Origin of the sequence: Enterovibrio calviensis DSM 14347 (assembly GCF_000621165.1) — a bacterium.
Classification (GTDB): domain Bacteria; phylum Pseudomonadota; class Gammaproteobacteria; order Enterobacterales; family Vibrionaceae; genus Enterovibrio; species Enterovibrio calviensis.
Map to the genome: position 1 here is coordinate 98,191 of NZ_JHZA01000011.1, position 20,307 is coordinate 118,497.

The 20,307-nt window shown below is 48.4% G+C and carries 16 protein-coding genes; 7 read left to right on the plus strand and 9 right to left on the minus strand.

Translation table 11 applies throughout. From position 1 onward, the window contains the following. The first annotated feature begins 16 nt into the window (after positions 1–16). The gene (gene cysC / locus Q365_RS0111625; RefSeq protein WP_028023501.1) at positions 17–637 is read left to right on the plus strand and encodes an adenylyl-sulfate kinase; all 621 of its coding nucleotides are present in this window, start codon (positions 17–19) and stop codon (positions 635–637) included. Positions 638–758: 121 nt separating this feature from the next. Here cysC and Q365_RS0111630 read toward each other — a convergent pair whose 3' ends face one another. Together Q365_RS0111630 and Q365_RS0111635 are read right to left on the minus strand one after the other, a co-directional pair. Further along, positions 759–1,676 (minus strand): TIGR03899 family protein, encoded by a 918-nt coding sequence (locus Q365_RS0111630; protein ID WP_028023502.1) that lies wholly within the window; start codon positions 1,674–1,676, stop codon positions 759–761. A 290-nt stretch (positions 1,677–1,966) separates the two neighbouring features. Beyond that, positions 1,967–2,521 carry a YtfJ family protein gene (locus Q365_RS0111635; RefSeq protein WP_028023503.1) on the minus strand — a complete coding sequence of 185 codons (555 nt, stop codon included), beginning with the start codon at positions 2,519–2,521 and terminating at the stop codon, positions 1,967–1,969. A gap of 490 nt (positions 2,522–3,011) precedes the next feature. Between Q365_RS0111635 and Q365_RS0111640 the strand changes: the two genes are divergently transcribed. After that, a complete protein-coding gene (locus Q365_RS0111640) occupies positions 3,012–3,221 on the plus strand; it encodes a DUF1107 domain-containing protein (RefSeq protein WP_028023504.1) in 210 nt (69 codons plus the stop codon). Positions 3,222–3,365: 144 nt separating this feature from the next. On the opposite strand, the gene msrA is transcribed toward Q365_RS0111640, so the two are convergent. Next, positions 3,366–4,007 carry a peptide-methionine (S)-S-oxide reductase MsrA gene (gene msrA, locus Q365_RS0111645; RefSeq protein WP_028023505.1) on the minus strand — a complete coding sequence of 214 codons (642 nt, stop codon included), beginning with the start codon at positions 4,005–4,007 and terminating at the stop codon, positions 3,366–3,368. Positions 4,008–4,155: 148 nt separating this feature from the next. On the opposite strand from msrA, the gene tamA reads away from it, so the two are divergent. Beyond that, positions 4,156–5,877, plus strand: a complete 1,722-nt coding sequence (gene tamA, locus Q365_RS0111650) for an autotransporter assembly complex protein TamA (RefSeq protein WP_028023506.1) — start codon at positions 4,156–4,158, stop codon at positions 5,875–5,877. Beyond that, positions 5,877–9,626, plus strand: coding sequence for an autotransporter assembly complex protein TamB (tamB, locus tag Q365_RS0111655; RefSeq protein ID WP_028023507.1), 3,750 nt, complete (start codon positions 5,877–5,879; stop codon positions 9,624–9,626). Before tamA ends, tamB begins: the two co-directional genes overlap by 1 nt. A gap of 67 nt (positions 9,627–9,693) precedes the next feature. Here tamB and fbp read toward each other — a convergent pair whose 3' ends face one another. Continuing rightward, positions 9,694–10,710, minus strand: coding sequence for a class 1 fructose-bisphosphatase (gene fbp / locus Q365_RS0111660; RefSeq protein WP_028023508.1), 1,017 nt, complete (start codon positions 10,708–10,710; stop codon positions 9,694–9,696). 315 nt (positions 10,711–11,025) lie between these two features. Here fbp and mpl point away from each other — a divergent pair, with 315 nt between their 5' ends. Both mpl and Q365_RS0111670 read left to right on the plus strand, forming a co-directional pair. Further along, positions 11,026–12,414 carry a UDP-N-acetylmuramate:L-alanyl-gamma-D-glutamyl-meso-diaminopimelate ligase gene (gene mpl, locus Q365_RS0111665; protein WP_081796234.1) on the plus strand — a complete coding sequence of 463 codons (1,389 nt, stop codon included), beginning with the start codon at positions 11,026–11,028 and terminating at the stop codon, positions 12,412–12,414. Continuing rightward, the gene (locus Q365_RS0111670; protein ID WP_028023510.1) at positions 12,407–13,039 is read left to right on the plus strand and encodes a flavin prenyltransferase UbiX; all 633 of its coding nucleotides are present in this window, start codon (positions 12,407–12,409) and stop codon (positions 13,037–13,039) included. Before mpl ends, Q365_RS0111670 begins: the two co-directional genes overlap by 8 nt. Positions 13,040–13,153: 114 nt before the next feature. Here Q365_RS0111670 and Q365_RS0111675 read toward each other — a convergent pair whose 3' ends face one another. The 3 genes from Q365_RS0111675 to argR all read right to left on the minus strand — a co-directional run bounded on the left by Q365_RS0111675 (position 13,154) and on the right by argR (position 17,078). After that, entirely contained in the window at positions 13,154–13,594 is a 441-nt protein-coding gene (locus tag Q365_RS0111675) for a universal stress protein (RefSeq protein ID WP_028023511.1), read from the minus strand. Positions 13,595–13,650: 56 nt separating this feature from the next. Continuing rightward, positions 13,651–16,209 carry a TRAP transporter permease gene (locus Q365_RS0111680; protein ID WP_028023512.1) on the minus strand — a complete coding sequence of 853 codons (2,559 nt, stop codon included), beginning with the start codon at positions 16,207–16,209 and terminating at the stop codon, positions 13,651–13,653. 398 nt (positions 16,210–16,607) lie between these two features. Beyond that, complete coding sequence (argR, locus tag Q365_RS0111685; RefSeq protein ID WP_028023513.1) at positions 16,608–17,078, minus strand: transcriptional regulator ArgR; 471 nt, start codon at positions 17,076–17,078, stop codon at positions 16,608–16,610. 304 nt (positions 17,079–17,382) lie between these two features. On the opposite strand from argR, the gene mdh reads away from it, so the two are divergent. Beyond that, complete coding sequence (mdh, locus tag Q365_RS0111690; RefSeq protein WP_028023514.1) at positions 17,383–18,318, plus strand: malate dehydrogenase; 936 nt, start codon at positions 17,383–17,385, stop codon at positions 18,316–18,318. A gap of 192 nt (positions 18,319–18,510) precedes the next feature. Here the strand turns inward: mdh and Q365_RS0111695 are convergent, their stop codons facing one another. Beyond that, positions 18,511–19,197 (minus strand): DUF3313 domain-containing protein, encoded by a 687-nt coding sequence (locus Q365_RS0111695; protein ID WP_028023515.1) that lies wholly within the window; start codon positions 19,195–19,197, stop codon positions 18,511–18,513. A gap of 89 nt (positions 19,198–19,286) precedes the next feature. Then, positions 19,287–20,258, minus strand: a complete 972-nt coding sequence (ispB, locus tag Q365_RS0111700; RefSeq protein ID WP_028023516.1) for an octaprenyl diphosphate synthase — start codon at positions 20,256–20,258, stop codon at positions 19,287–19,289. Between the last annotated feature and the right edge of the window lie 49 nt (positions 20,259–20,307).

The following is a 20,307-nucleotide window of genomic DNA, read 5'->3' on the forward strand; positions in this document are numbered from 1 at the left end:
CAACAAGGATAAAGTTATGAGTGCTTTGGACTCGAAGCATACGGATGAAAACGTGGTTTGGCATCGCCATGCCATTGATAAAGATTTCCGTGCCGAGCAGAAAAAGCAACGTCCGGCACTGTTATGGTTTACGGGGCTTTCTGGCTCAGGTAAGTCAACGGTCGCAGGTGCGCTGGAGAATAAGTTAGCAGAGCTGGGTTATCACACGTATCTGTTAGACGGTGACAATGTTCGTCACGGATTATGCCGCGATCTGGGTTTCTCTGATCATGATCGTCGTGAAAACATTCGCCGAGTGGGTGAAGTGGCAAAATTGATGACTGATGCAGGTCTGATCGTCTTGTCAGCGTTTATTTCTCCGTTTCGTGAAGAGCGCCAATTGGTTCGTGAATTATTACCCGATGGTGAGTTTTTCGAAGTGTACGTGGATACGCCACTAGAGGTGTGTGAATCTCGCGATCCAAAAGGTTTGTACAAGAAAGCGCGTGCTGGAGAGATAAAAGCATTTACGGGGATCAGTTCTGCGTATGAAGCGCCAGAGCAACCTGAAATCCATCTTCATACTGATCAGCATGAAGTGGATGCGATTGTTGAGCAGTGTCTCAGTGCTTTACGCAAACAAGGTGTGATCGCCTGATCGCATCATTGCCCGAACCATTGCCCGAAACACCTCAAATGCAGGGTTAGCACTTCTCAGAAAGATCCTCGATCTTCGCTGACAGCATTTTGAGGTTGATTCGGGTATTGCACTTTTGGCGCTAGGCTTTTTCGTTAACGGTTGAACCTGTATCACTGTTGATGGAAAACGCATGCGACAAGAGCGCCATTAGCGCATCAAGATATTCTGGGTGCGCTTTTTGCCCCACCAACTTTGCCAATTCATTGCCCGTTGGACTAAAGCGGTAGTAATAGATACGCGTGCTTTTTCGAAGCGGCGTGATCATAAACGTCTTTCCTTGCCCACTTAGCGGTACTGAAGAGGTGGGCTCCAGTTGGCCTGATTCCAATTCGGTTCTCAATATGAGTCCCAAATCCATCAAAAGCATCAAATCAGTAAACGGCAGCTTAAAACTACCCAATGCCAGCCTTTCGGCAAGATCCGGCTTAAAGTATTTCTTCATCCCGCTTTCGGGGTGACGAAAACCCGTGATCAGTTTATTGGCACCATCGCTTCCAAACGTACAGGCAAGAGAGCAAGCGCGTTGTAGTGCTTGAGCTTCACGCTGTGTCATGGTTTCCAATAGTGCTAATGCTTTGAGGGACGTACTCCCAGGCTTGAGGATCTCTTGTTTTAAGATCCGAGCCCACAGGTTCTGCATGCCTTCGCCATAGATGGTTTTGGCCATTTCAAAGAAACGATATAGCCAATCAGGATCCGGTGAGCTGGCTGTTTCATCTCGGCAAAGATCGTGTGTCACTTTGATGATTTTTTCGAGGTTGGCCTGTTGCTGCTGTTTGATTTGCAGTTGCCTAAAGGCAGCGCGAGTCGTGAGACTATCGTGCTCAATTTCGTGCAACTTTGCATCAATGTGGTGAGCCGTGGCGATGGCAGCCAATCGGTGCTGACTGGATTTGATGTGACTCTCTTGTCCACTTTGTGTGTGACTGGAATGTTTGGTGCCTTTGTCTTCGACAATGACAGCTTCAATCACGCTATTTTTATTAGGCTCAGCCATAGTGTTGTCCGTATACATGCGTTAAATGAATGTTTTAGCAACGGTTTAGCGAAGTCGATAAACAATCAACTATGTTAAAATAACTTTAAATTTGTTAACATTTAACAATGTCGATTAAACAGGGAGGAGTATCGCAGTGAAGAAGTTCAAAATGAATTCTGTGAATATCCTACTTGTCGTTTTTTATATTATTACTTTGCTCTATCTGTCTCAGTTTATCGGCTAGTTATCGAAAAACATTAAAAAAACCCGCCATTGGCGGGTTTTTTCCGTTCAAGCGGTGAGCAAGATCACTGCATGAGCTTATTGACTAAATCAATCACTTGGGTCACTTCGGCATCCGTCAGCGCCCCTTCTTTGACGAAGCGGACAACGCCTTGCGCGTCGATCACTACAATGGTTGAACTCTCTTCTTGTAGTCGCCACGCTTTTGCCACCGCGCCGCTTTCATCCAAAACGATGGATGACCAACTAAATTCTTTTTTGCTGTCCTCAGCGGATGATTTAACGAATCCCCCCGTGCCCCAAATGGCGTCATCTTGGTTGATGATGGTCGTGGTTTGGTAAGTATCGTTAGAGAAATCGGCTGCTTTAATCGCTTCAACTAACGGCGCATTCATCTCTTTTGAGCTGCTGCGTCCCGCAATTGCTTGAACGATACGAACTTTGCCTGTGAGAGCGCTGCTGTTCCACGTTTGATAGCCCACGCTATCACCGTTTAGCGTCAGCTCGCCGTACTTTTCAACTGTCGCTGAAGGCACGGTTTGGCCGTTCGAAATGATATGTGCCGAAGCGAAACCTGAAATGAGAGCGGTTGCTAAGGCAAGAGTTTTAATACAACGCATAGAGGTGATGTCCCCATTTATTAGTGTGTGATTTAACCGAGAGGCCTTTAGATGTGACATTCAATGCTTGTTTTTGTGTCTAGGGGAGCAGCAAAGCAGACAGAAATGGTCAGTCATTTGTCGACTCCATCCGATGCAACAGACATTGAAGTACTTCATCTTTAAAAGGTTTCGGACTTTGACTATAGCTGATACAGGGTGCTCTCCCGTATCAATAACAGATCCAACCACTCAAAATTGGAAATTTACCATGTGCTAAAATGAATCATTATTGCGTCACTGTGTCTTAAAGTTGTCATTTGATTTTTTTTAGCTACGCTTTCTCGGTATGGTAAGAAATAGGGATACCTTGCCTGAATATACCGACAACGTCTTTAATGGCGTTCCCTGAACTTTTGGCATTTAGATTGCATCGTAAATTTGTCAGCCGTTGGTGAAACTAATGGTGTGCGATGTAGGTCTTATAATATTGACATGGAGGAGTTCACTCATGCTGCGCATTTTTAATCAATACCGTCCGCGTCAGGTTGCCCGTTACGTGAAAGGTTTCTTTCGCGGTAGACTCTATATTGATGGCATCGGTGCGTTTGAGTTTGATGGGGGTAGATTGTTGCCGCCAGAGAAAAAAGACAAACGAGCACTGAGCGTGATGACTGAAGTAAATAATGAGATCAGAGCGATGACCGCTGCAGCAGCGTAGCGACTTGCCACCTACTCACGAATTAAAAAAACGCCCGTCAATGACGGGCGTTTTGCGTTTCTAAGCGGCTATTTCTTTCTGCCGTTAAAGGTCGAAGCTTTAGTAAAGATCGAAGCTTTAGCGGCTAGCCATTCTAACGATGGATTAACGCTCCCATGGAGGCAAGCAAACGCCTGTGCCACCGATGCCGCAGTATCCATTCGGATTTTTGTGAAGATACTGCTGGTGGTAGGTTTCCGCAAAGTAATACGGGCCTGCCTGAGCGATTTCTGTCGTGATTTCAGTTGGTTTTCCTGCTGCGACTAGCGCGGCTTGATAGGCCGCTTTACTTGCCAATGCGACGGCTTTTTGTGCATCATCGAAATAGTAAACGGCTGAACGATATTGCGTACCAACGTCATTTCCCTGACGCATTCCCTGCGTGGGATCATGACTTTGCCAAAAGTGTGTCAGAATAGCTTCCAAGGATACGACGCTAGGATCGTAAATCACTTGGACGATTTCGGTATGTCCAGTTTGCGCGGTACACACGTCTTGATAGGTTGGGTTGACGGTATATCCGCCGCTATAGCCGACGGATGTTGACAATACGCCGTCTAGTTTCCAAAAAAGACGCTCAGCCCCCCAGAAGCAGCCCATTCCGAGTAATATCTGTCCTTGACCCTCAGGGGTAACTTTACTGAGTGGCGCGCCATTGACGGCATGTGTTTCAGCCGGAATAATTTCCGTCAGTCGGTTTGGAAGCGCTTGTTCAGCGGTGACAGCCGATTGTTTGTTGTTAAGCATGCCGTGACTCCTTTTTGTCTGCATGTTACTGAACCCATATTTATCGTGCTTTGGTGCAACTTTGCAACAAAACAACGGTGTATATCAGGGGTCATATTGTTCAGTAAGAATTAAAATGGCTCTCAGGATGAGAGAGAACGTACGGTAAATGATTAAAAAACGATTAATATCTTGGTTACTTAGTAGTGCGGTATGGATACCTGGAGTAGCCAACGCCGATGTTGACTTCGATATCAAAGGTCTTGATGACGCATTGGCGGATAACGTCCGTGTTTATATCGATGCAATTCCAGAGAACGAGCGTCGCCTTAACTTTCGCCTGCAAGCTCGTGTGACTGATGAAATCGAGAAAGCCTTACAAGCATTAGGCTATTACTCGCCTCAAATTACCTACTCTGTCGAGGATCAATCAGAGACCGATGCGACGGTCGTGCTGAATATAGACCCAGGTCAGCCAATAATTATTTCAGAGGTTGATATTCAGCTTAGCGGAGATGCTAAAAAAGATCCTGCTTTCAAAACCTTACTGGAAGGTGCCCCCAAAGAAGGCGAAGTCCTTAACCAAGGAAAATATGACGCTTTAAAGTCTGCAATTCAAAGTCTTGCCATACGCAGGGGATATTTTGATGCGGACTACACGCTGACTCGTTTGGAGGTTGCCCCCGGTCGTCATCAGGCATTTCTGCGGCTTCATTTCAACAGTGGCATGCGTTATCACTTTGGCAATGTTTACTATCACAATACCCAAATTAACGAAGAGCGTTTGAGCAGTATGCTGACGTTCAAAGAAGGTGACCCTTATTTGGTCAGCGATCTGGGGGCGTTTAACCAAGCATTGGCCAATACCGGATGGTTTTCTTCTGTGTTGGTGGAAGCGGGTTTGAACGAGCTACGAGATGATCGTGTGCCTATCTCCGTGAGCTTGGAGCCTGCTCCGCGAAATCAATTTGAAACGGGTATTGGTTACTCCACGGACGTGGGGCCACGAGTCAAAATCGGCTGGAAAAAACCGTGGTTTAATAGCCGTGGCCACAGTTTGAATACTGACTTGTACGTGTCTAGCCCTAAGCAAACACTTGAATCTACCTATAAAATCCCGCTGGCCGACGTTCAGCGTGAGTATTATCAAGTGCAAGTGGGTCTTGAAAACGTTGATAACAATGACACCAAAAGCTTGGAGTTAACGTCGTCAGTCTCTCGCCATTGGAAATACGACACCGGCTGGCAACGATCCGTGTACTTGCGTTGGCTGTATTCGGATTACACCCAAGCGGGTGTGTCGGACATTTCTAACCTCATATTGCCGGGTATTAACTTTTCACGGGTGCGAAGCCGTGGCGGCGCGATGCCGACATGGGGAGATAAACAGTCGATTACATTCGAGATGGCCGATCCAATCTGGGGGTCGGATATCAATCTCTATCGGGTAGTGGGTCAAACGGCTTGGATTCGTAGCCTTAACCAAAATAATCGCTTCATTTTTCGCGCTGGTGGCGGTGGCGTGTTTACCGATGAGTTTGAGCGCGTACCACCGTCACTGCGCTTTTTTGCCGGTGGTGACAATAGCATTCGCGGTTACAGTTATGAGTCAATTTCGCCGAAAGATGAAGAAGGTCGACTGGAAGGTGGTAGCTACTTAGCGACCGGATCGCTGGAATACAATTATCGTGTTTCTGGCAATTGGTGGGCAGCCTTGTTTACCGATGCCGGTGATGCGTGGACCAGCAGTTCTCCTGACTGGAAAACGTCAGCAGGTATTGGTGTGCGTTGGGAGTCTCCTGTTGGTCCCATCAGTTTGGATGTCGCACATGGATTTGAGAACAAAGATGATAACTTCATGATCCACTTTAGTTTAGGGCCGGAATTGTAATGCGTTGGTTGAATCGTTTTGCCGTTGCCATCGTGATTTTATTGGTTCTGATTGTGTTAACCGTAGGGACACTATTGCTAACGCCAGCAGGCGTGAGAATTGCGGTTTGGGCTGCGCAAGAGGCGTTACCTGAGTTGACGATTGAGCGTAGCCAAGGCGCGCTCCTCAATGGCTTTACCCTTGAGGGGCTGTCCTATCAAGACACTGCGTTTTCGCTGACCGGAAAATCTCTGTCTCTCGACATAGAGAGCAAATGTTTGAGTGGCCCTGCACTGTGCATTGAAGAGCTTGAAGCTGAGGGGCTTTCTGTTGTTGTAAAAGAGAGTGAGCCTAGCGCTGATCCCGCTCCCGAAACGACGTCTGAGCCGCTGACTGAGATTTCGTCTCCCATTCCTGTTTTCCTAAAAGGTGTGTCACTGAGTGATATATCGCTCGATATCCTAGGGACTAAGGTGCATTGGGATACGCTGACCACGGACGCGCAAATGCAGCGTAGCACGCTGACGTTTAAGCCGACGCTATGGAAGGGCGTGATGGTGGAGTTAGCATCATCAAGCAATCGCCAAGTGAAAGCGTCTGATGATGCCAGCAATCAGAGCAAAAAAGATGATGGTGATTCGCCTCTTATTTTGCCTGAGGTGTCATTACCGCTAAACGTTGTGTTGGAGCGATTTGAACTTAGCGACGCGACGCTCTTTCTGCCAGAAAAGCAGGTGATTCATCAGTTTCTGCTGGTGGGGAAAGCCGGTGGCAGCGATGTTTCTCTCTCAGAGTTAGTGCTTGATGCTGAGCAGGGCAAAGTGTCCCTGAACGCTGACATTGCTCTGAAAGGAAACTACCCGCTTAAGCTGGTGGCTGATGCGAGCATTCGCATGCCTCCATTAGGTGGGCATTCACTCTCTCTGGATGCGAGCGGCGATCTGTCCGCTTTAGCGTTAGGGGCGCAGCTCAATGGCACATTGAAAGCGAACCTTTCAGGCAACCTGAATGCGCTCGATCCGAACTTGCCCTTTAAGCTGATGCTGACCAGTCGAAATCTGCAATGGCCGATTGATAAGCCTGCGGAGTATCGATTGACGTCAACGGCGCTCAACGCGAACGGCAGTCTCAAGCGCTACAGCGCGTCACTAAAAACCTCAGCCACTGGGGATGTAATCCCTGATATGGCGCTATTCACGAAACTCCGTGGCAATTTGTCCGAAATTTCACTGAGTGATTTTTCATTGGATACCCTAGGCGGAAACGTGGCAGGGTCGGCCACGGTGAGCTGGGCTGACCGGGTGAAGTGGAAAACGGCACTCGATTTCACTGATATTCAACCGGGGATCAAGTGGCCTGAAGCGGAAGGGAAACTCACGGGCAAGGTGAAAAATGCGGGTGAATTGACGGCTCAAGGGGGCTGGAAAGTGACGCTCCCTGAATTGGATATTCAAGGCATTATTCGCGACCAAGCGTTGACGTTAGCGGGGCAGGTTGATGCCTCTGACGTTAAAGGCAGCGGCGACTTAAAGGTTGAGACGAACGGCTTGTTGTTAGCTCATGGCCCGAACAAGGTCTCTGTCACGGGCAAAATCGACAAAGAACTCGACCTTGCAGTGAAACTCAATCTACCCACATTGTCTGCGTCTTTGCCGCAAGCCGGAGGTAGTGTGCTAGGTGATGTGTCGTTGTCTGGAACGCTTGATAAGCCAACGGCCGCGATGACGCTAAATGCTAAGACGCTGCGCTGGGAAGACCAAGTCACGGTGCAAAGCGTGAATGTGCGAGGGTCGGTGACACCGCTGCCTATCGTGGGCGGTGGTTTGATTGTGGATGTGTCAGGCCTGAAAGCCGACGGTGTGGATGTTTCTCAGTTGTCGTTGCGTGCGTCGGGCGATGAGAAAGATCAAACGGTATCACTGTCGTTAGAAGGTAAACCTGTTGGCGTGGATATCGCACTGCGAGGCAGTCTAGATCGCGATAAGGGTTGGAAAGGCACGCTGTATGCTTCCAAACTCACCACGCCAGTTGGCCCTTGGAAGCTCGAAAACGATGTACCTCTGGGCTATGAATTGAAAACCGGCCAAGTCGATGTCGGCGCTTTTTGTTGGACGCAAGGTCAAAGCCGCGTTTGCTTGGATAAGCCGATTTCAGTCTCTGATCGTGGCGCGGCACAAGTGTCTATCGTCGATTTTAATCTCGATATACTTCAGTCTTTCTTACCTGTCACGACCACGTTATCAGGTCAACTTGATGCCAATGCAGATGTTGCGTGGCAGCCTAATGTGCTGCCGACAGTCAAGGCGAATATTACTCTCGATAAAGGACAGATTGTAGAGCAACTCGACCAACCGTTCACGCTAGGTTGGAACCAAAGTACGGTGAACGCCACGCTCAAAGATGACAAGCTCAATGCCGACGTATTGATTGACGTAACCAACAATGGCTCTATTTCGCTCAAAGCGTTAATGAGCAATTTAACAGGCACGAAGCGAGCGTTAGAAAGCACATTTGATATTGACGCGCTTAACCTCGATCTGTTGGCACCTTTACTTGGTGAGGACACGGAGCTTGCGGGAATGATCAATGGTAGCGTGAAGATCACTGGCGATCTTGATGCGCCTAACGCAACGGGCAGTATCAAGTTGACCGATCTGAAACTACAAAGCTTGTCTGCGCCCGTGGAAGTGAAACAAGGACATGTCACGATTGGATTGTTCGGCCAGCAAGGGCGTATTAACGGTGATATTAAAACGCCCGATGGCGATTTGGTGTTGTTAGGGGATGCGGATTGGCGAGATATCAATGCTTGGCTCGCGTCTTTGAATGTGAAAGGTCAGCGTCTGAAAGTCGTGGTTCCACCTATGGTAGCGCTTGAAGTCAGTCCAGATATGACGTTGAAAGCGACGCCAAAGAAAATCGATGTTACGGGCAATGTGTCTGTGCCTTGGGGAAGAATAGTTGTGGAGTCTCTTCCTCCGTCAGCGGTACAGGTTTCCAGTGATGTGGTCATTTTGAATAATGAGCTTAAACCCATTAGTGAAAATGAAGCTTCTCCTATCACGATTAACGCCAAAATTGGTGTCAACATTGGGGACGATGTCCGACTTGAAGCTTTTGGTTTAAGAACGAATTTGGTAGGTAAGCTCGACGTAGGCAGCAACAGTAAAGGCCCAAGCGTTAGCGGCGAAATCAATTTAGAGGAAGGGACGTATCGATCGTTTGGTCAGGACTTGCTGATCCAAAAGGGTCAAATCCTGTTTAATGGGCCACCAGAGCAGCCGTATCTTCAAGTTGAGGCGATCCGAAACCCTGATGCGATTGATGATGGGGTTGAAGCGGGTATTCGAGTAACCGGTCCCGCTGATGCGCCTGAGGTGAGCGTGTTCTCTGAACCTGCGATGCCACAAGCCAACGCGCTCTCTTACCTTACGCGGGGACAAAATCTCGATAGTGAATCCGATGGCAATGCGATGACGTCCATGCTGATTGGCCTTGGGCTGTCTCAAAGCGGCAAGCTGGTAGGGCAAATCGGTGAAGCGTTTGGCGTACAAGATTTAAGTGTGGACACATCTGGCAGCGGTAATGATGAGATGGTGGAGGTGTCGGGCTACATACTACCCGGCCTGCAAGTGAAATATGGTGTGGGTATTTTCACCAGTTTGCCTGAATTTACCGTGCGCTATCGTTTGCTGACAGATTTGTATCTTGAAGCGGTATCGGGTGCGGACAATGCGGTAGATCTGCTTTATCAGTTCAGTATCAAGTAGGTATGGTTCGGCCATAAAACGTCGATGCTAAGTAAGAAAAGCCCGCTTTCGCGGGCTTTTTCATGTCTTAATCCTGATCAGGATTGTCTCTTAAGAACTCTTCCACTTTGTTCACCATGTCGGTTGAGCCTACAAAGTAGGGGACACGTTGGTGAAGTTCAGTCGGCTTGATATCCAAAATGCGTTGCTCGCCGTCAGACGCTTTGCCGCCCGCTTGCTCCATGATGAATGACATCGGATTGCACTCATACAATAAGCGAAGCTTACCGCTTGGGTAGGCCGCCGTGCTTGGGTAAAGGTAGATACCCCCTTTCAACATGTTGCGGTGAAAGTCTGACACCAAAGACCCGATATAACGCGACGTGTAAGGGCGGTTATCTTCAGGTTCGTTTTCTTGGCAGTATTTTAGGTACTTCTTCACACCCAATGGGAACTTGATGTAGTTCCCTTCGTTGATCGAGTACATGGTGCCTTGGTCTGGAATGCGCATGTTCTCATGCGACAGGCAGAATACCCCGATGGATGGGTCATAGGTGAAACCATGAACGCCGTTACCCGTTGTATAAACTAACATGGTGGATGAACCATAGATGATATAGCCCGCTGCGACTTGTTGATTGCCAGGCTGCAGAAAATCTTCCATGGTTGCCGAGCCGCCAATCGGTGAGACGCGGCGATAGATCGAAAAGATAGTCCCCACTGAGACGTTAACGTCGATGTTGGAGGAACCGTCGAGGGGATCCATCAAAATAACGTATTTGGCGTTGTGTCCTTGTGCGTTGTCGAAAATGACCGCGTCATCTTCTTCTTCGCTGGCAACACCACATACCTGATCACGTGCAGCCATGGCTGACTTAAACTTTTCATTGGCATAGACGTCGAGTTTTTGTTGTTGTTCGCCTTGCACATTCTCACTACCAAATGCACCCGTGATATCAACCAATCCTGCTTTGTTGATTTCACGGTGAACGATTTTTGCGGCTAAACGGATAGAGGACAGTAACGAGCTCAGTTCGCCACTGGCATGTGGGTATTCATGCTGCTTTTCAACGATGAACTCCCCGAGTGTACGCATATCGGACATTTCAGATCCTTTTGATGTCTGTAACTAAATTCTTGGGTAAGATGCTTGAAAACAAAGAAACACACGCCGCAAGCGATAGGCGAAAATGCTCTGTGCTTTCATAAGTTGAGTTACTCTTTCAATGTAGACATAAGACGGGTGCCAAACAGAAGGACACTCAAGAATTGCGCAACATCTGAACAGTAAATCAACTTGTTACCGAGTTTAAAGTGTAGAACTTTTTAATAGTAACGAAGTAATTTGAACGAGCTTGGAACTGTGATCGCAGCGCGGTGCAAACCAAGACAAAGTGACTTTCAAGGCTGACGAAGCGTTATGCATATACATATTTTAGGGATTTGTGGCACCTTTATGGGTGGCGCGGCCATCTTAGCCCGACAACTGGGCCATAAAGTCACAGGCTGTGACGCCAATGTGTATCCTCCAATGAGCACATTGCTTGAATCTCAAGGGATCGAGATTATTCAAGGTTACGATCCTTCTCAGCTCGATCCTGCGCCCGATCTTGTCGTTGTTGGCAATGCAATGAGCCGTGGTAATCCATGTGTTGAATATGTCCTCGACAAAAACCTCAATTACACGTCTGGCCCGCAGTGGTTACTCGAATTTTTGCTTAAAGATCGCTGGGTACTAGCGGTGGCGGGAACGCACGGCAAAACCACCACTGCCAGCATGCTGGCATGGGTGCTAGAAGATTGCGGTTATCAGCCAGGCTTTTTGATTGGCGGTGTGCCGGGCAACTTCGGCGTGTCAGCGCGATTGGGTGAAAACATGTTCTTCGTGGTGGAAGCGGACGAGTATGACAGTGCCTTTTTCGACAAACGATCGAAGTTCGTTCACTACCATCCACGCACATTGATTTTGAATAACCTTGAATTCGATCATGCTGACATCTTTGACGATCTTGCTGCGATAAAACGTCAATTCCACCATTTGGTGCGAACGGTTCCAAGTCTTGGTCGCATCATTGCCCCTGCTGAGGATGTGAATGTCAAAGACACCTTAGACATGGGATGTTGGAGCGAGCTTGAATTTGCGGGTGAAGATGGCCTGTGGAAAGCCGAAAAACGTGTTGCTGATGGCAGTGAATTTGATGTGTGGTTTGAAGGCGAGCGTGTTGGCACGGTCAAGTGGGACTTGATTGGCGATCACAACGTTAGCAACGCACTGATGACCATCGCGGCGGCTCGCCATGTTGGCGTTACGCCTGATTTGGCTTGTGAATCGCTAGGGTCGTTCATCAACACAAAACGCCGCCTTGAGCACAAAGGTGATTTCGCTGGCGTGACCGTGTATGACGATTTCGCCCATCACCCAACGGCCATCAAAACCACATTGGAAGGTTTACGTGCCAAAGTGGGTAAGCGACGTATTCATGCGATCCTTGAACCAAGATCCAACACCATGAAGCTTGGCGTACATAAAGATGATATCGCCCCTTCTTTGGACAGCGCTGACACCGTCACCTTGTTTCAACCTGACCACATCAAATGGTCGGTGAAAGAGGTTGGCGATGCGTGTAAAGCGCCGTCCGAGTGCTTTGATGACATTGACGCGCTAGTTGCTCATATGGCGGCAAACGTGGACAGCGACGACGTGGTATTGGTGATGAGTAACGGCGGTTTCGGCGGCATTCATGACAAACTGAAAACGGCGTTAGAAAACAGAACCTCAAACCGTGACACCTTGGAGGCGCATGGTTAATTCGGCGAAAAACGATAAACGCATTACGCTCGCGTGGAGTGGCGCTTCTGGCGCGCCTTATGGCATTCGCTTGTTGGAATGTTTATTGGCGGCAGACTACGAAGTCTATCTGTTGATTTCATCTGCGGCGCGTGTGGTTCTGGCGACTGAACATGGTTTAAAGCTGCCCTCAGGCCCAGATGCCGCAAAAGAGATGCTCACAAAGCACCTTACTGTGTCGACAGATAAGTTGGTGGTGTGTGGCAAGGAAGATTGGTTTTCGCCGGTAGCCTCTGGCTCTGCCGCCCCTAAACAGATGGTGGTGTGCCCGTGCTCGGCGGGATCGCTCGCGGCGATTGCTCATGGCATGTCAGACAACTTGGCGGAACGCGCTGCGGACGTGGTGCTCAAAGAGCGTGGCCAACTGTTGTTGGTGGTGCGTGAAACACCATTTTCAACGCTGCATTTAGAGAACATGCTCAAGCTTTCTAAGATGGGTGTGACCATCATGCCCGCTGCGCCAGGGTTTTATCATCAACCTCAAACGATCGACGATCTGGTTGATTTCATGGTTGCGCGTATTTTGGATCATCTTGGTGTTGAGCAAGGCTTGGTGCCGCGCTGGGGATACGATCAGCGGCCATGAAGGTGAGCGGGGATGGGTTCTAAAGAAAAGGTAGTCCGCTTCGAATCAGCGTTGGCGAAATTAAAAAGGGCGGTAGATACCGCCCTTTTTTCGTTCTTACTTTGGTAAGACCAATCAGTTTTGCTGAGGCTTCAAAATCAATACGTTGACTTTGGATTGCTCCAGCACTTTGGTCGCAACAGAACCGATCAGCAGCTTGTTGGCACGCGAGCGCTTGTGGCTTGGCATGACAATCAAATCACAGCCAAGACGCTCAGCTGACTTCACTATTACCTTATAGGGTTTGCCTTCGGCGACGGAATAATCGTAGGCAATGCCCTCTGGGATCATTCGTATGGCAAACGCTTTTAGGTTGTCATGAACATCTTGCTTCATTTTCTGCGCAGCATCTTCAGGGAAGTATGATGCGACCATGGAGTTATGAATACCGGGTAGTGCGGTCAGTAAGTGCAAGGTTGCCCCTGTTTGTCCTGCTAACCAAACGGCATGTTCGACAGCTTTGTCACCGAAGTGCTCATCATTCAAATCAATAGGGACCAGAATGTGCTTATACATGGATTACACTCTCTTTTCTTAAAGTGATCCGGTGGGGCGCAAGGCCCCAACCGTTGTTATGCCGTTTGCTTCAGGCGGCGACGTTGATTCCAGCCCAAAGCTGCCAGTAGCAATAAGGTCGGTACAAATACCCATTCTTTCATTGGTCGTTCAGCAGGTGTGCTGACTTGAACCACTTCCCAATCGAAGTCGATGCCTGCTTTTTCTGCTGGGCTACCGAATTGAATCATGTCGATGTACTTGCCACCGTCTTCGTCACGCAGTTCTAGACCTGTCGACAATACTCGCGCCAAGCCTTCTGCTTGTGCGGTATCAACAGGCAGGTGAACGTGTTTAGTGACGATGTTGCCGTCGATATTCTCGCCCTTCACTTGAATGTTCAGGGTTTGGCCATCAGGCAATGTTTCTGCCACCTTGATGATTTCTGTACCCGCGTAATCATTCGTTGGTGCGTACAGCTCATCCCAGAAGAAACCAGGGCGGAACAGCGCGAACGTGATTAATAGCATCAGTACCGTTTCGTACCATTTGTTCTTGGTCAGCCACCAACCTTGAGTGGCGGCGGAGAACACCAACATGGCGACGACGGCTGAGAAGATGGTAAGGAACAGATGCAGAGGTCCATCAAGATCCATCAACAACAGCTGTGTATTGAAGATGAACATGAATGGCAAAATCGCGGTTCGTATATCGTAGGTAAAGCCTTGGATACCGGTTTTGATGGGGTCGGATTTCGCGATAGCTGCCGCGGCAAATGCCGCCAAGCCAACGGGTGGCGTGTCATCTGCAAGGATACCGAAGTAGAACACGAACAAGTGGACCGCAATCAATGGAATGATCAGGCCTTCTTGTGCTCCCAATGTCACGATCACTGGCGCCATCAAAGTAGATACCACGATGTAGTTTGCGGTAGTTGGCAGACCCATACCCAAGATCAAGCTGATCACGGCCGTAAAGAGCAGCATCAGAATGATGTTACCGCCAGAGATAAACTCAACGAAGTCGGTCATGACCAAGCCGATGCCCGTTAGAGTAACCACGCCTACAACGATACCTGCTGCAGCTGTTGCTACACCAATACCGATCATGTTGCGAGCACCCGCGACAAAGCCTTCTGCTAAGTCGACAAAGCCATCTTTCACGGCTTGGGCAAACTCACCTTCTTTGCGGAAGAAAGCCATCAGTGGACGTTGAGTAACAACGATGAACATCATGAACAAGGTTGCCCAGAACGCAGACAGGCCTGGCGAGAAGCGCTCTACCATCAAACACCAAACCAGCACGACGATAGGCAGCAAGTAATAAAGGCCAGAACGAACAGTCGGGCCCGGATCGGGTACTTCTGAAAGGTCTGTGGCGGCAGGATCTTCAACCGCTTCTTTTTTGAATTGTGAAGAGTAGCGCACTAGGGCGACGTAAGCGGCAAAGATCAACACGCCAATGATTGGGCTTGCTGCTGCGCCGAAGACATCTTTTGTCCAACCGATACCATAGTAAACCGCGAAGCTAAGCACACACATGCCAATCACGATAACGACAATATTTTGCAGGGTTTGCAGGAAGGTCGACGTATGACGACGTGGCAAACCTGTCATGCCTGCCTTACAGGCTTCAAGGTGGACGATATAAATCAGTGCGATGTAAGAAATGATGGCAGGCAAGATAGCCGCTTTAATCACTTCGATATACGGAATACCGACGTATTCCACCATCAAAAACGCCGCTGCACCCATGATAGGTGGCGTAAGCTGACCATTCGTTGACGCTGCAACTTCGACCGCACCTGCTTTTGTACCCGGGAAGCCAACACGTTTCATCAACGGAATGGTAAAGGTACCTGTTGTTACCACGTTGGCGATAGATGAACCTGAAATGAGGCCTGACAGACCTGACGCAACAACCGCGGCCTTTGCTGGGCCGCCACGCATGTGACCAAGCAAAGAGAACGCGACTTTAATGAAGTAGCCACCTGCACCTGCACGATCAAGCAATGCACCGAACAAAACAAAGAGGAATACAAACGAGGTTGATACACCCAGAGCAACACCAAAGACACCTTCGGTTGTTAGCCACATGTGTGACATGGTTTTGTTGAGGCTTGCACCTTTATGCGCGATTACATCGGGCATGTGTGGACCGGCAAAGGTGTAAATCAAGAAGACGGCAGCAACCACCATCAATGGTGGACCCAGTGCTCGGCGTGTGGCTTCTAGGAGCAGCACCATACCCGTGACGGCAACAACAATGTCAGTGGACGTTGGTGCGCCTGCGCGCGTGGCGAGATCGGAATAGAACAGGAAAAGGTATGCGGCTGAAAAACTGCCTGCGAGAGCAAACACCCAATCTTGCAGTGGGATGCGATCTCGTGGCGATTTCTTTAGTGCCGGATAAGCGGTAAACGCCAGAAAAATGGCAAACGCAAGGTGAATAGAACGTGCTTCGGTGTCGTTTAGTGCGACAGTAAATGGTGATGCGTACCAGAGCTGGAATATTGACCAGCACAATGGAACGAACCAAAGGATACGTCCTGGGATCCCTGAAGGTGATCGGGCACCAGTGTCCGCTTGCGCGACGATATCTTGTGCGTCGAGCGGTGTCTCGGTCGTCTTCGTCATGCCATAGTCCCTATATTGGCAAATAAAAGTGTAAAAACATCTGACATCTAATGTGATCAACCTGCGTCAAGGCGGGTTATCTATTCAGCACGTTGCGTACGGCTATTTTTTAGATCTTTAACAATGCCAGCTGTAAAGCTTAGTTCAGATAACACGCGGTTTGTTCAGTATAAATCACTTTAAGTGATTGCCATTTTGTAACAAACCCGTATCAGGAATTTAAATCCAGAGGTACATTTTGTCATGGCTTTTCACATCGATTTGAGGCTTTGGAAGTAAGAAAACGTAAAAGTCTTAAATATGAGATGGGTTTTGATAGGAATGTGTGAATGTATGGGAATAAAAATAGGCAGGACGTTTGGAAAAATATCCTGCCTTATTGTGCAATTTTTACCGTATTAACGACTGTAATCGAACAGGCTACAAACGGCATTAAATAGTGCAAGGGTGGTTGTGGCACGAGTCGGGGTAATGAAGATCGTGTCATCACCGGCAACGACACCTAAAATCCCTTCCGCTTTTCCTAAAGAATCAAGCAAACGTGCGATAAGCTGCGCAGCACCTGGGCCTGTATGGATAACAACAAGTGCATCGTTGTAATCAATATCCATCACCAGTTCTTTCAGTGGGCTGCTGGTGGTTGGCACGCCGAGTTCGACTGGCAGGCAGTAAACCATTTCCATTTTTGCGTTGCGAGTACGCACTGCGCCAAACTTGGTCAGCATGCGAGAGACTTTAGATTGGTTAATGTTTTCATAACCCTGCGCTTTGAGCGCATCAACGATTTCACCCTGCGAGCTGAATTTTTCTTCTTTTAGGATCGCTTTAAAGGCTTTCACTAATTGGTCTTGTTTGTCTGAATTACGCATATTTCTTCTTTCTTGCCCGTGTCAGGATGGCGCATTTTTGCATAGTGATTCAGTCGCGGGCAATAAAATCCGCAGTAAAGTGACGCACCTATCACCTTTAACGGCCTGTGTTCGCCATTAAAAAGAAAAATGAGAAGCGTGGCTTATCCTAACCTTGATAAGCTTGTCGCCACTGTCTAAAGCCACGTATGATGCTTTTAGGTCTACATAATGGGATCAGTGGCCAGCTTTATATCGTAAACCGCGAAGAGCCATTGCGTCCTGAGATCTGGATATAACAATAATCGTAAATAAGGAGAACGTGATGAAAGTTGCTGTGATTGGCGCCGCCGGTGGCATTGGTCAAGCTTTAGCCCTGCTTTTGAAAAACCGTCTGCCTGCGGGTTCAGATCTGGCTTTGTATGACATCGCTCCAGTGACCCCTGGTGTTGCTGTTGATTTAAGCCACATCCCGACGCCAGTTTCGATTAAAGGTTTTAGCGGCGAAGATCCAACCCCTGCACTTGAAGGTGCTGATGTGGTGTTGATCTCTGCGGGTGTTGCGCGTAAGCCTGGTATGGATCGTTCAGATCTGTTCAATGTTAATGCTGGCATCGTTCGTTCTCTAAGCGAAAAAATCGCTGATGTTTGCCCTAAAGCATTGATCGGTATTATTACCAATCCTGTAAATACCACGGTAGCTATTGCTGCTGAAGTGCTGAAAGCAAAAGGTGTTTACGATAAGAACCGTCTGTTCGGTATCACCACACTGGATATCATTCGTTCAGAAACGTTTGTGGCTGAGCTGAAAGGCAAAGATCCAAGCAATGTGCGTGTTCCTGTTATTGGTGGTCACTCTGGCGTAACGATTCTTCCTCTGCTTTCACAAGTTGAAGGTGTTGAGTTCACTGAAGAAGAAGTAGCAGCACTGACGCCTCGTATCCAAAATGCGGGTACGGAAGTCGTTGAAGCTAAAGCGGGCGGCGGTTCTGCAACGCTTTCTATGGGTCAAGCGGCTTGCCGTTTCGGTCTAGCGTTGGTTCGTGCTGCACAAGGCGAGAAAGACGTTGTTGAGTGTGCATATGTTGAAGGCGATGGCAAATACGCTCGCTTCTTCGCACAACCCGTTCGTTTGGGTAAAGATGGCGTAGAAGAGATTCTTGACCACGGCCCACTGAGTGCATTTGAGCAAGAAGCACTCGACAGCATGCTAGACACGCTGCGTAAAGACATCACCTTGGGTGAAGAGTTTGTGAAGTAATCACAAGCAAAAGCAAAAAAAGCGGCTGACTAAGCCGCTTTTTTTATATCTGATTTTTGAGTTACAGCAGCATGCTCATATTGCTGATGCTGTCTTGGGACAGAGTGAGCAGTGCTAATCTAGCGTTAAGGCGTGGCACTAACAAAATACGTCTGCTTGGCTCGGCGCTTAAAAAAACGAAAAGTCAGCGTATTAATTGTTCTGATCAAATTCACCTTCCAACGTTTGGCCTAAACGATCTACCCACCAGTTAATGGCATCTTTCGCGTCATCAAGTGAATCGATCATCGTCGAGAGATCTTTGTTTCCTGCTTCGCGATCAATCGCGGCAAAGAGGGGTTTGTCTGTGCTTGCATCACTGGCGAGCAATTCGATGGTCGCGCTACCCACGTTGGTGTGTTCGCCGGTAGTGATCTTTGAAATAGTTGAAATCCCTAATCCAACGGGCAGTAGGCTACTGGTCACTGCGAGTATAGGGTTTGGGGTTTCCACATTACTGATCGCAATACTGAGGCGTAAGCTGTTTGCTGTCGGGACGTCGACAACAGGTTTGTACGGCGTGATTTTATTTTTGAGGCGATTTGAGAGGTAAGTGGTGAGCTCGGTGATTTGATCGTCACTCAACGCATTTTCTTCATTGGTTAGGACATAAATTCGATCGATGACGACAGCATCATATTGGGCAATCTTTCGCTTTAGTCGCTCTGCATCTCGTAAGCCTATTCTTGCCCACACTAAGTCAACACCGCCTTCAGGTCCCGCTTGAAAATCCTCATAGCTCGTAAAATTGGTGGCAGAGGGGAGGTGGCTCGACGTACAGCCAGACAAGAAAAAAGCCAGCGTCAGTAATAAGGTGGTTTTGGAAATGAAGGATGTCAAAACAGGCTCCTTGCCATGCAGGTAAAACGAGTTAGATATAAAGAGAGCAGACATAAAAAAACGCACTTCGATGAAGTGCGTTCTCGTTGTTATTTTTTGCGGTTCACTGAAAGGTGAGCAAGTGCTTTGAGTGCTTCTTTGTAAGGAGACTCAGGAATTGGAGAAAGTGCCTGAATGGCTTTCTCTGCTTCTTCTTCAGCACGAAGACGCGAGTATTCAAGGGATCCGACTTGTTCCATACAGGCTAATATGGCATCTAGCTTATCAAGTCCGTTTCCTTGCTCTATCGCTTCTCGGATCATCGCTGCTTGCTGATCATTGCCATTCGCCATGGCGTGAAGCAAAGGAAGGGTCGGTTTGCCTTCCGCAAGATCATCGCCGGTATTCTTGCCCATCTCATCGCCTTGTGAGGTGTAATCCATCACGTCGTCAATTAATTGGAAAGCGGTTCCTAGATAGCGACCATAATCTTGTAGTGCGATTTCCATTTGCTCGGGTGCTTCAGCCAAGATTGCGCCAATTTGTGTCGCCGCTTCAAACAAACGTGCAGTTTTTGAGTAGATGACCTGCATGTAGCTTTCTTCAGACGTGTCAGGATCGTTGCAGTTCATTAGCTGCAGTACTTCACCTTCGGCGATCACGTTTGTTGCTTCACTCATGACATCGAGGATCCTTAAGGATCTAAGCTGAGTCATCATCTGAAATGAGCGTGTATAGATAAAGTCGCCCACTAGCACGCTGGCAGCATTGCCAAACATTGCATTTGCGGTTGCTTTACCACGACGGAGGTCTGATTCATCCACGACATCGTCGTGAAGCAAGGTCGCAGTGTGAATAAATTCAACAAACGCGGCAGCAGTGACATGCCCTTCACCCTGATAATTGAGTGATTTGGCAGCCAAAAGGGCGAGCATAGGTCTCAGACGTTTGCCGCCACCGCTGACGATGTAAAAGCCCAGCTGGTTGATGAGTGCGACGTCTGAATCGAGTTGCGCAAGTATTTTTTTATCAACTTTTGCCATGTCATCGGCAATAAGTGCTTGGATGGTGTTAAAATCCATTGATGCGTCCGGTCCAAGGGAAGAATGCAGTACGATGCTGTCATTTTTG

Coding starts and splice junctions, on each gene's coding strand:
- cysC (WP_028023501.1), top strand. CDS start 17: ATGAGTGCTTTGGACTCGAAGCATACGGATGAAAACGTGGTTTGGCAT.
- Q365_RS0111630 (WP_028023502.1), bottom strand. CDS start 1,676: ATGGCTGAGCCTAATAAAAATAGCGTGATTGAAGCTGTCATTGTCGAA.
- Q365_RS0111635 (WP_028023503.1), bottom strand. CDS start 2,521: ATGCGTTGTATTAAAACTCTTGCCTTAGCAACCGCTCTCATTTCAGGT.
- Q365_RS0111640 (WP_028023504.1), top strand. CDS start 3,012: ATGCTGCGCATTTTTAATCAATACCGTCCGCGTCAGGTTGCCCGTTAC.
- msrA (WP_028023505.1), bottom strand. CDS start 4,007: ATGCTTAACAACAAACAATCGGCTGTCACCGCTGAACAAGCGCTTCCA.
- tamA (WP_028023506.1), top strand. CDS start 4,156: ATGATTAAAAAACGATTAATATCTTGGTTACTTAGTAGTGCGGTATGG.
- tamB (WP_028023507.1), top strand. CDS start 5,877: ATGCGTTGGTTGAATCGTTTTGCCGTTGCCATCGTGATTTTATTGGTT.
- fbp (WP_028023508.1), bottom strand. CDS start 10,710: ATGTCCGATATGCGTACACTCGGGGAGTTCATCGTTGAAAAGCAGCAT.
- mpl (WP_081796234.1), top strand. CDS start 11,026: ATGCATATACATATTTTAGGGATTTGTGGCACCTTTATGGGTGGCGCG.
- Q365_RS0111670 (WP_028023510.1), top strand. CDS start 12,407: ATGGTTAATTCGGCGAAAAACGATAAACGCATTACGCTCGCGTGGAGT.
- Q365_RS0111675 (WP_028023511.1), bottom strand. CDS start 13,594: ATGTATAAGCACATTCTGGTCCCTATTGATTTGAATGATGAGCACTTC.
- Q365_RS0111680 (WP_028023512.1), bottom strand. CDS start 16,209: ATGACGAAGACGACCGAGACACCGCTCGACGCACAAGATATCGTCGCG.
- argR (WP_028023513.1), bottom strand. CDS start 17,078: ATGCGTAATTCAGACAAACAAGACCAATTAGTGAAAGCCTTTAAAGCG.
- mdh (WP_028023514.1), top strand. CDS start 17,383: ATGAAAGTTGCTGTGATTGGCGCCGCCGGTGGCATTGGTCAAGCTTTA.
- ispB (WP_028023516.1), bottom strand. CDS start 20,258: ATGGATTTTAACACCATCCAAGCACTTATTGCCGATGACATGGCAAAA.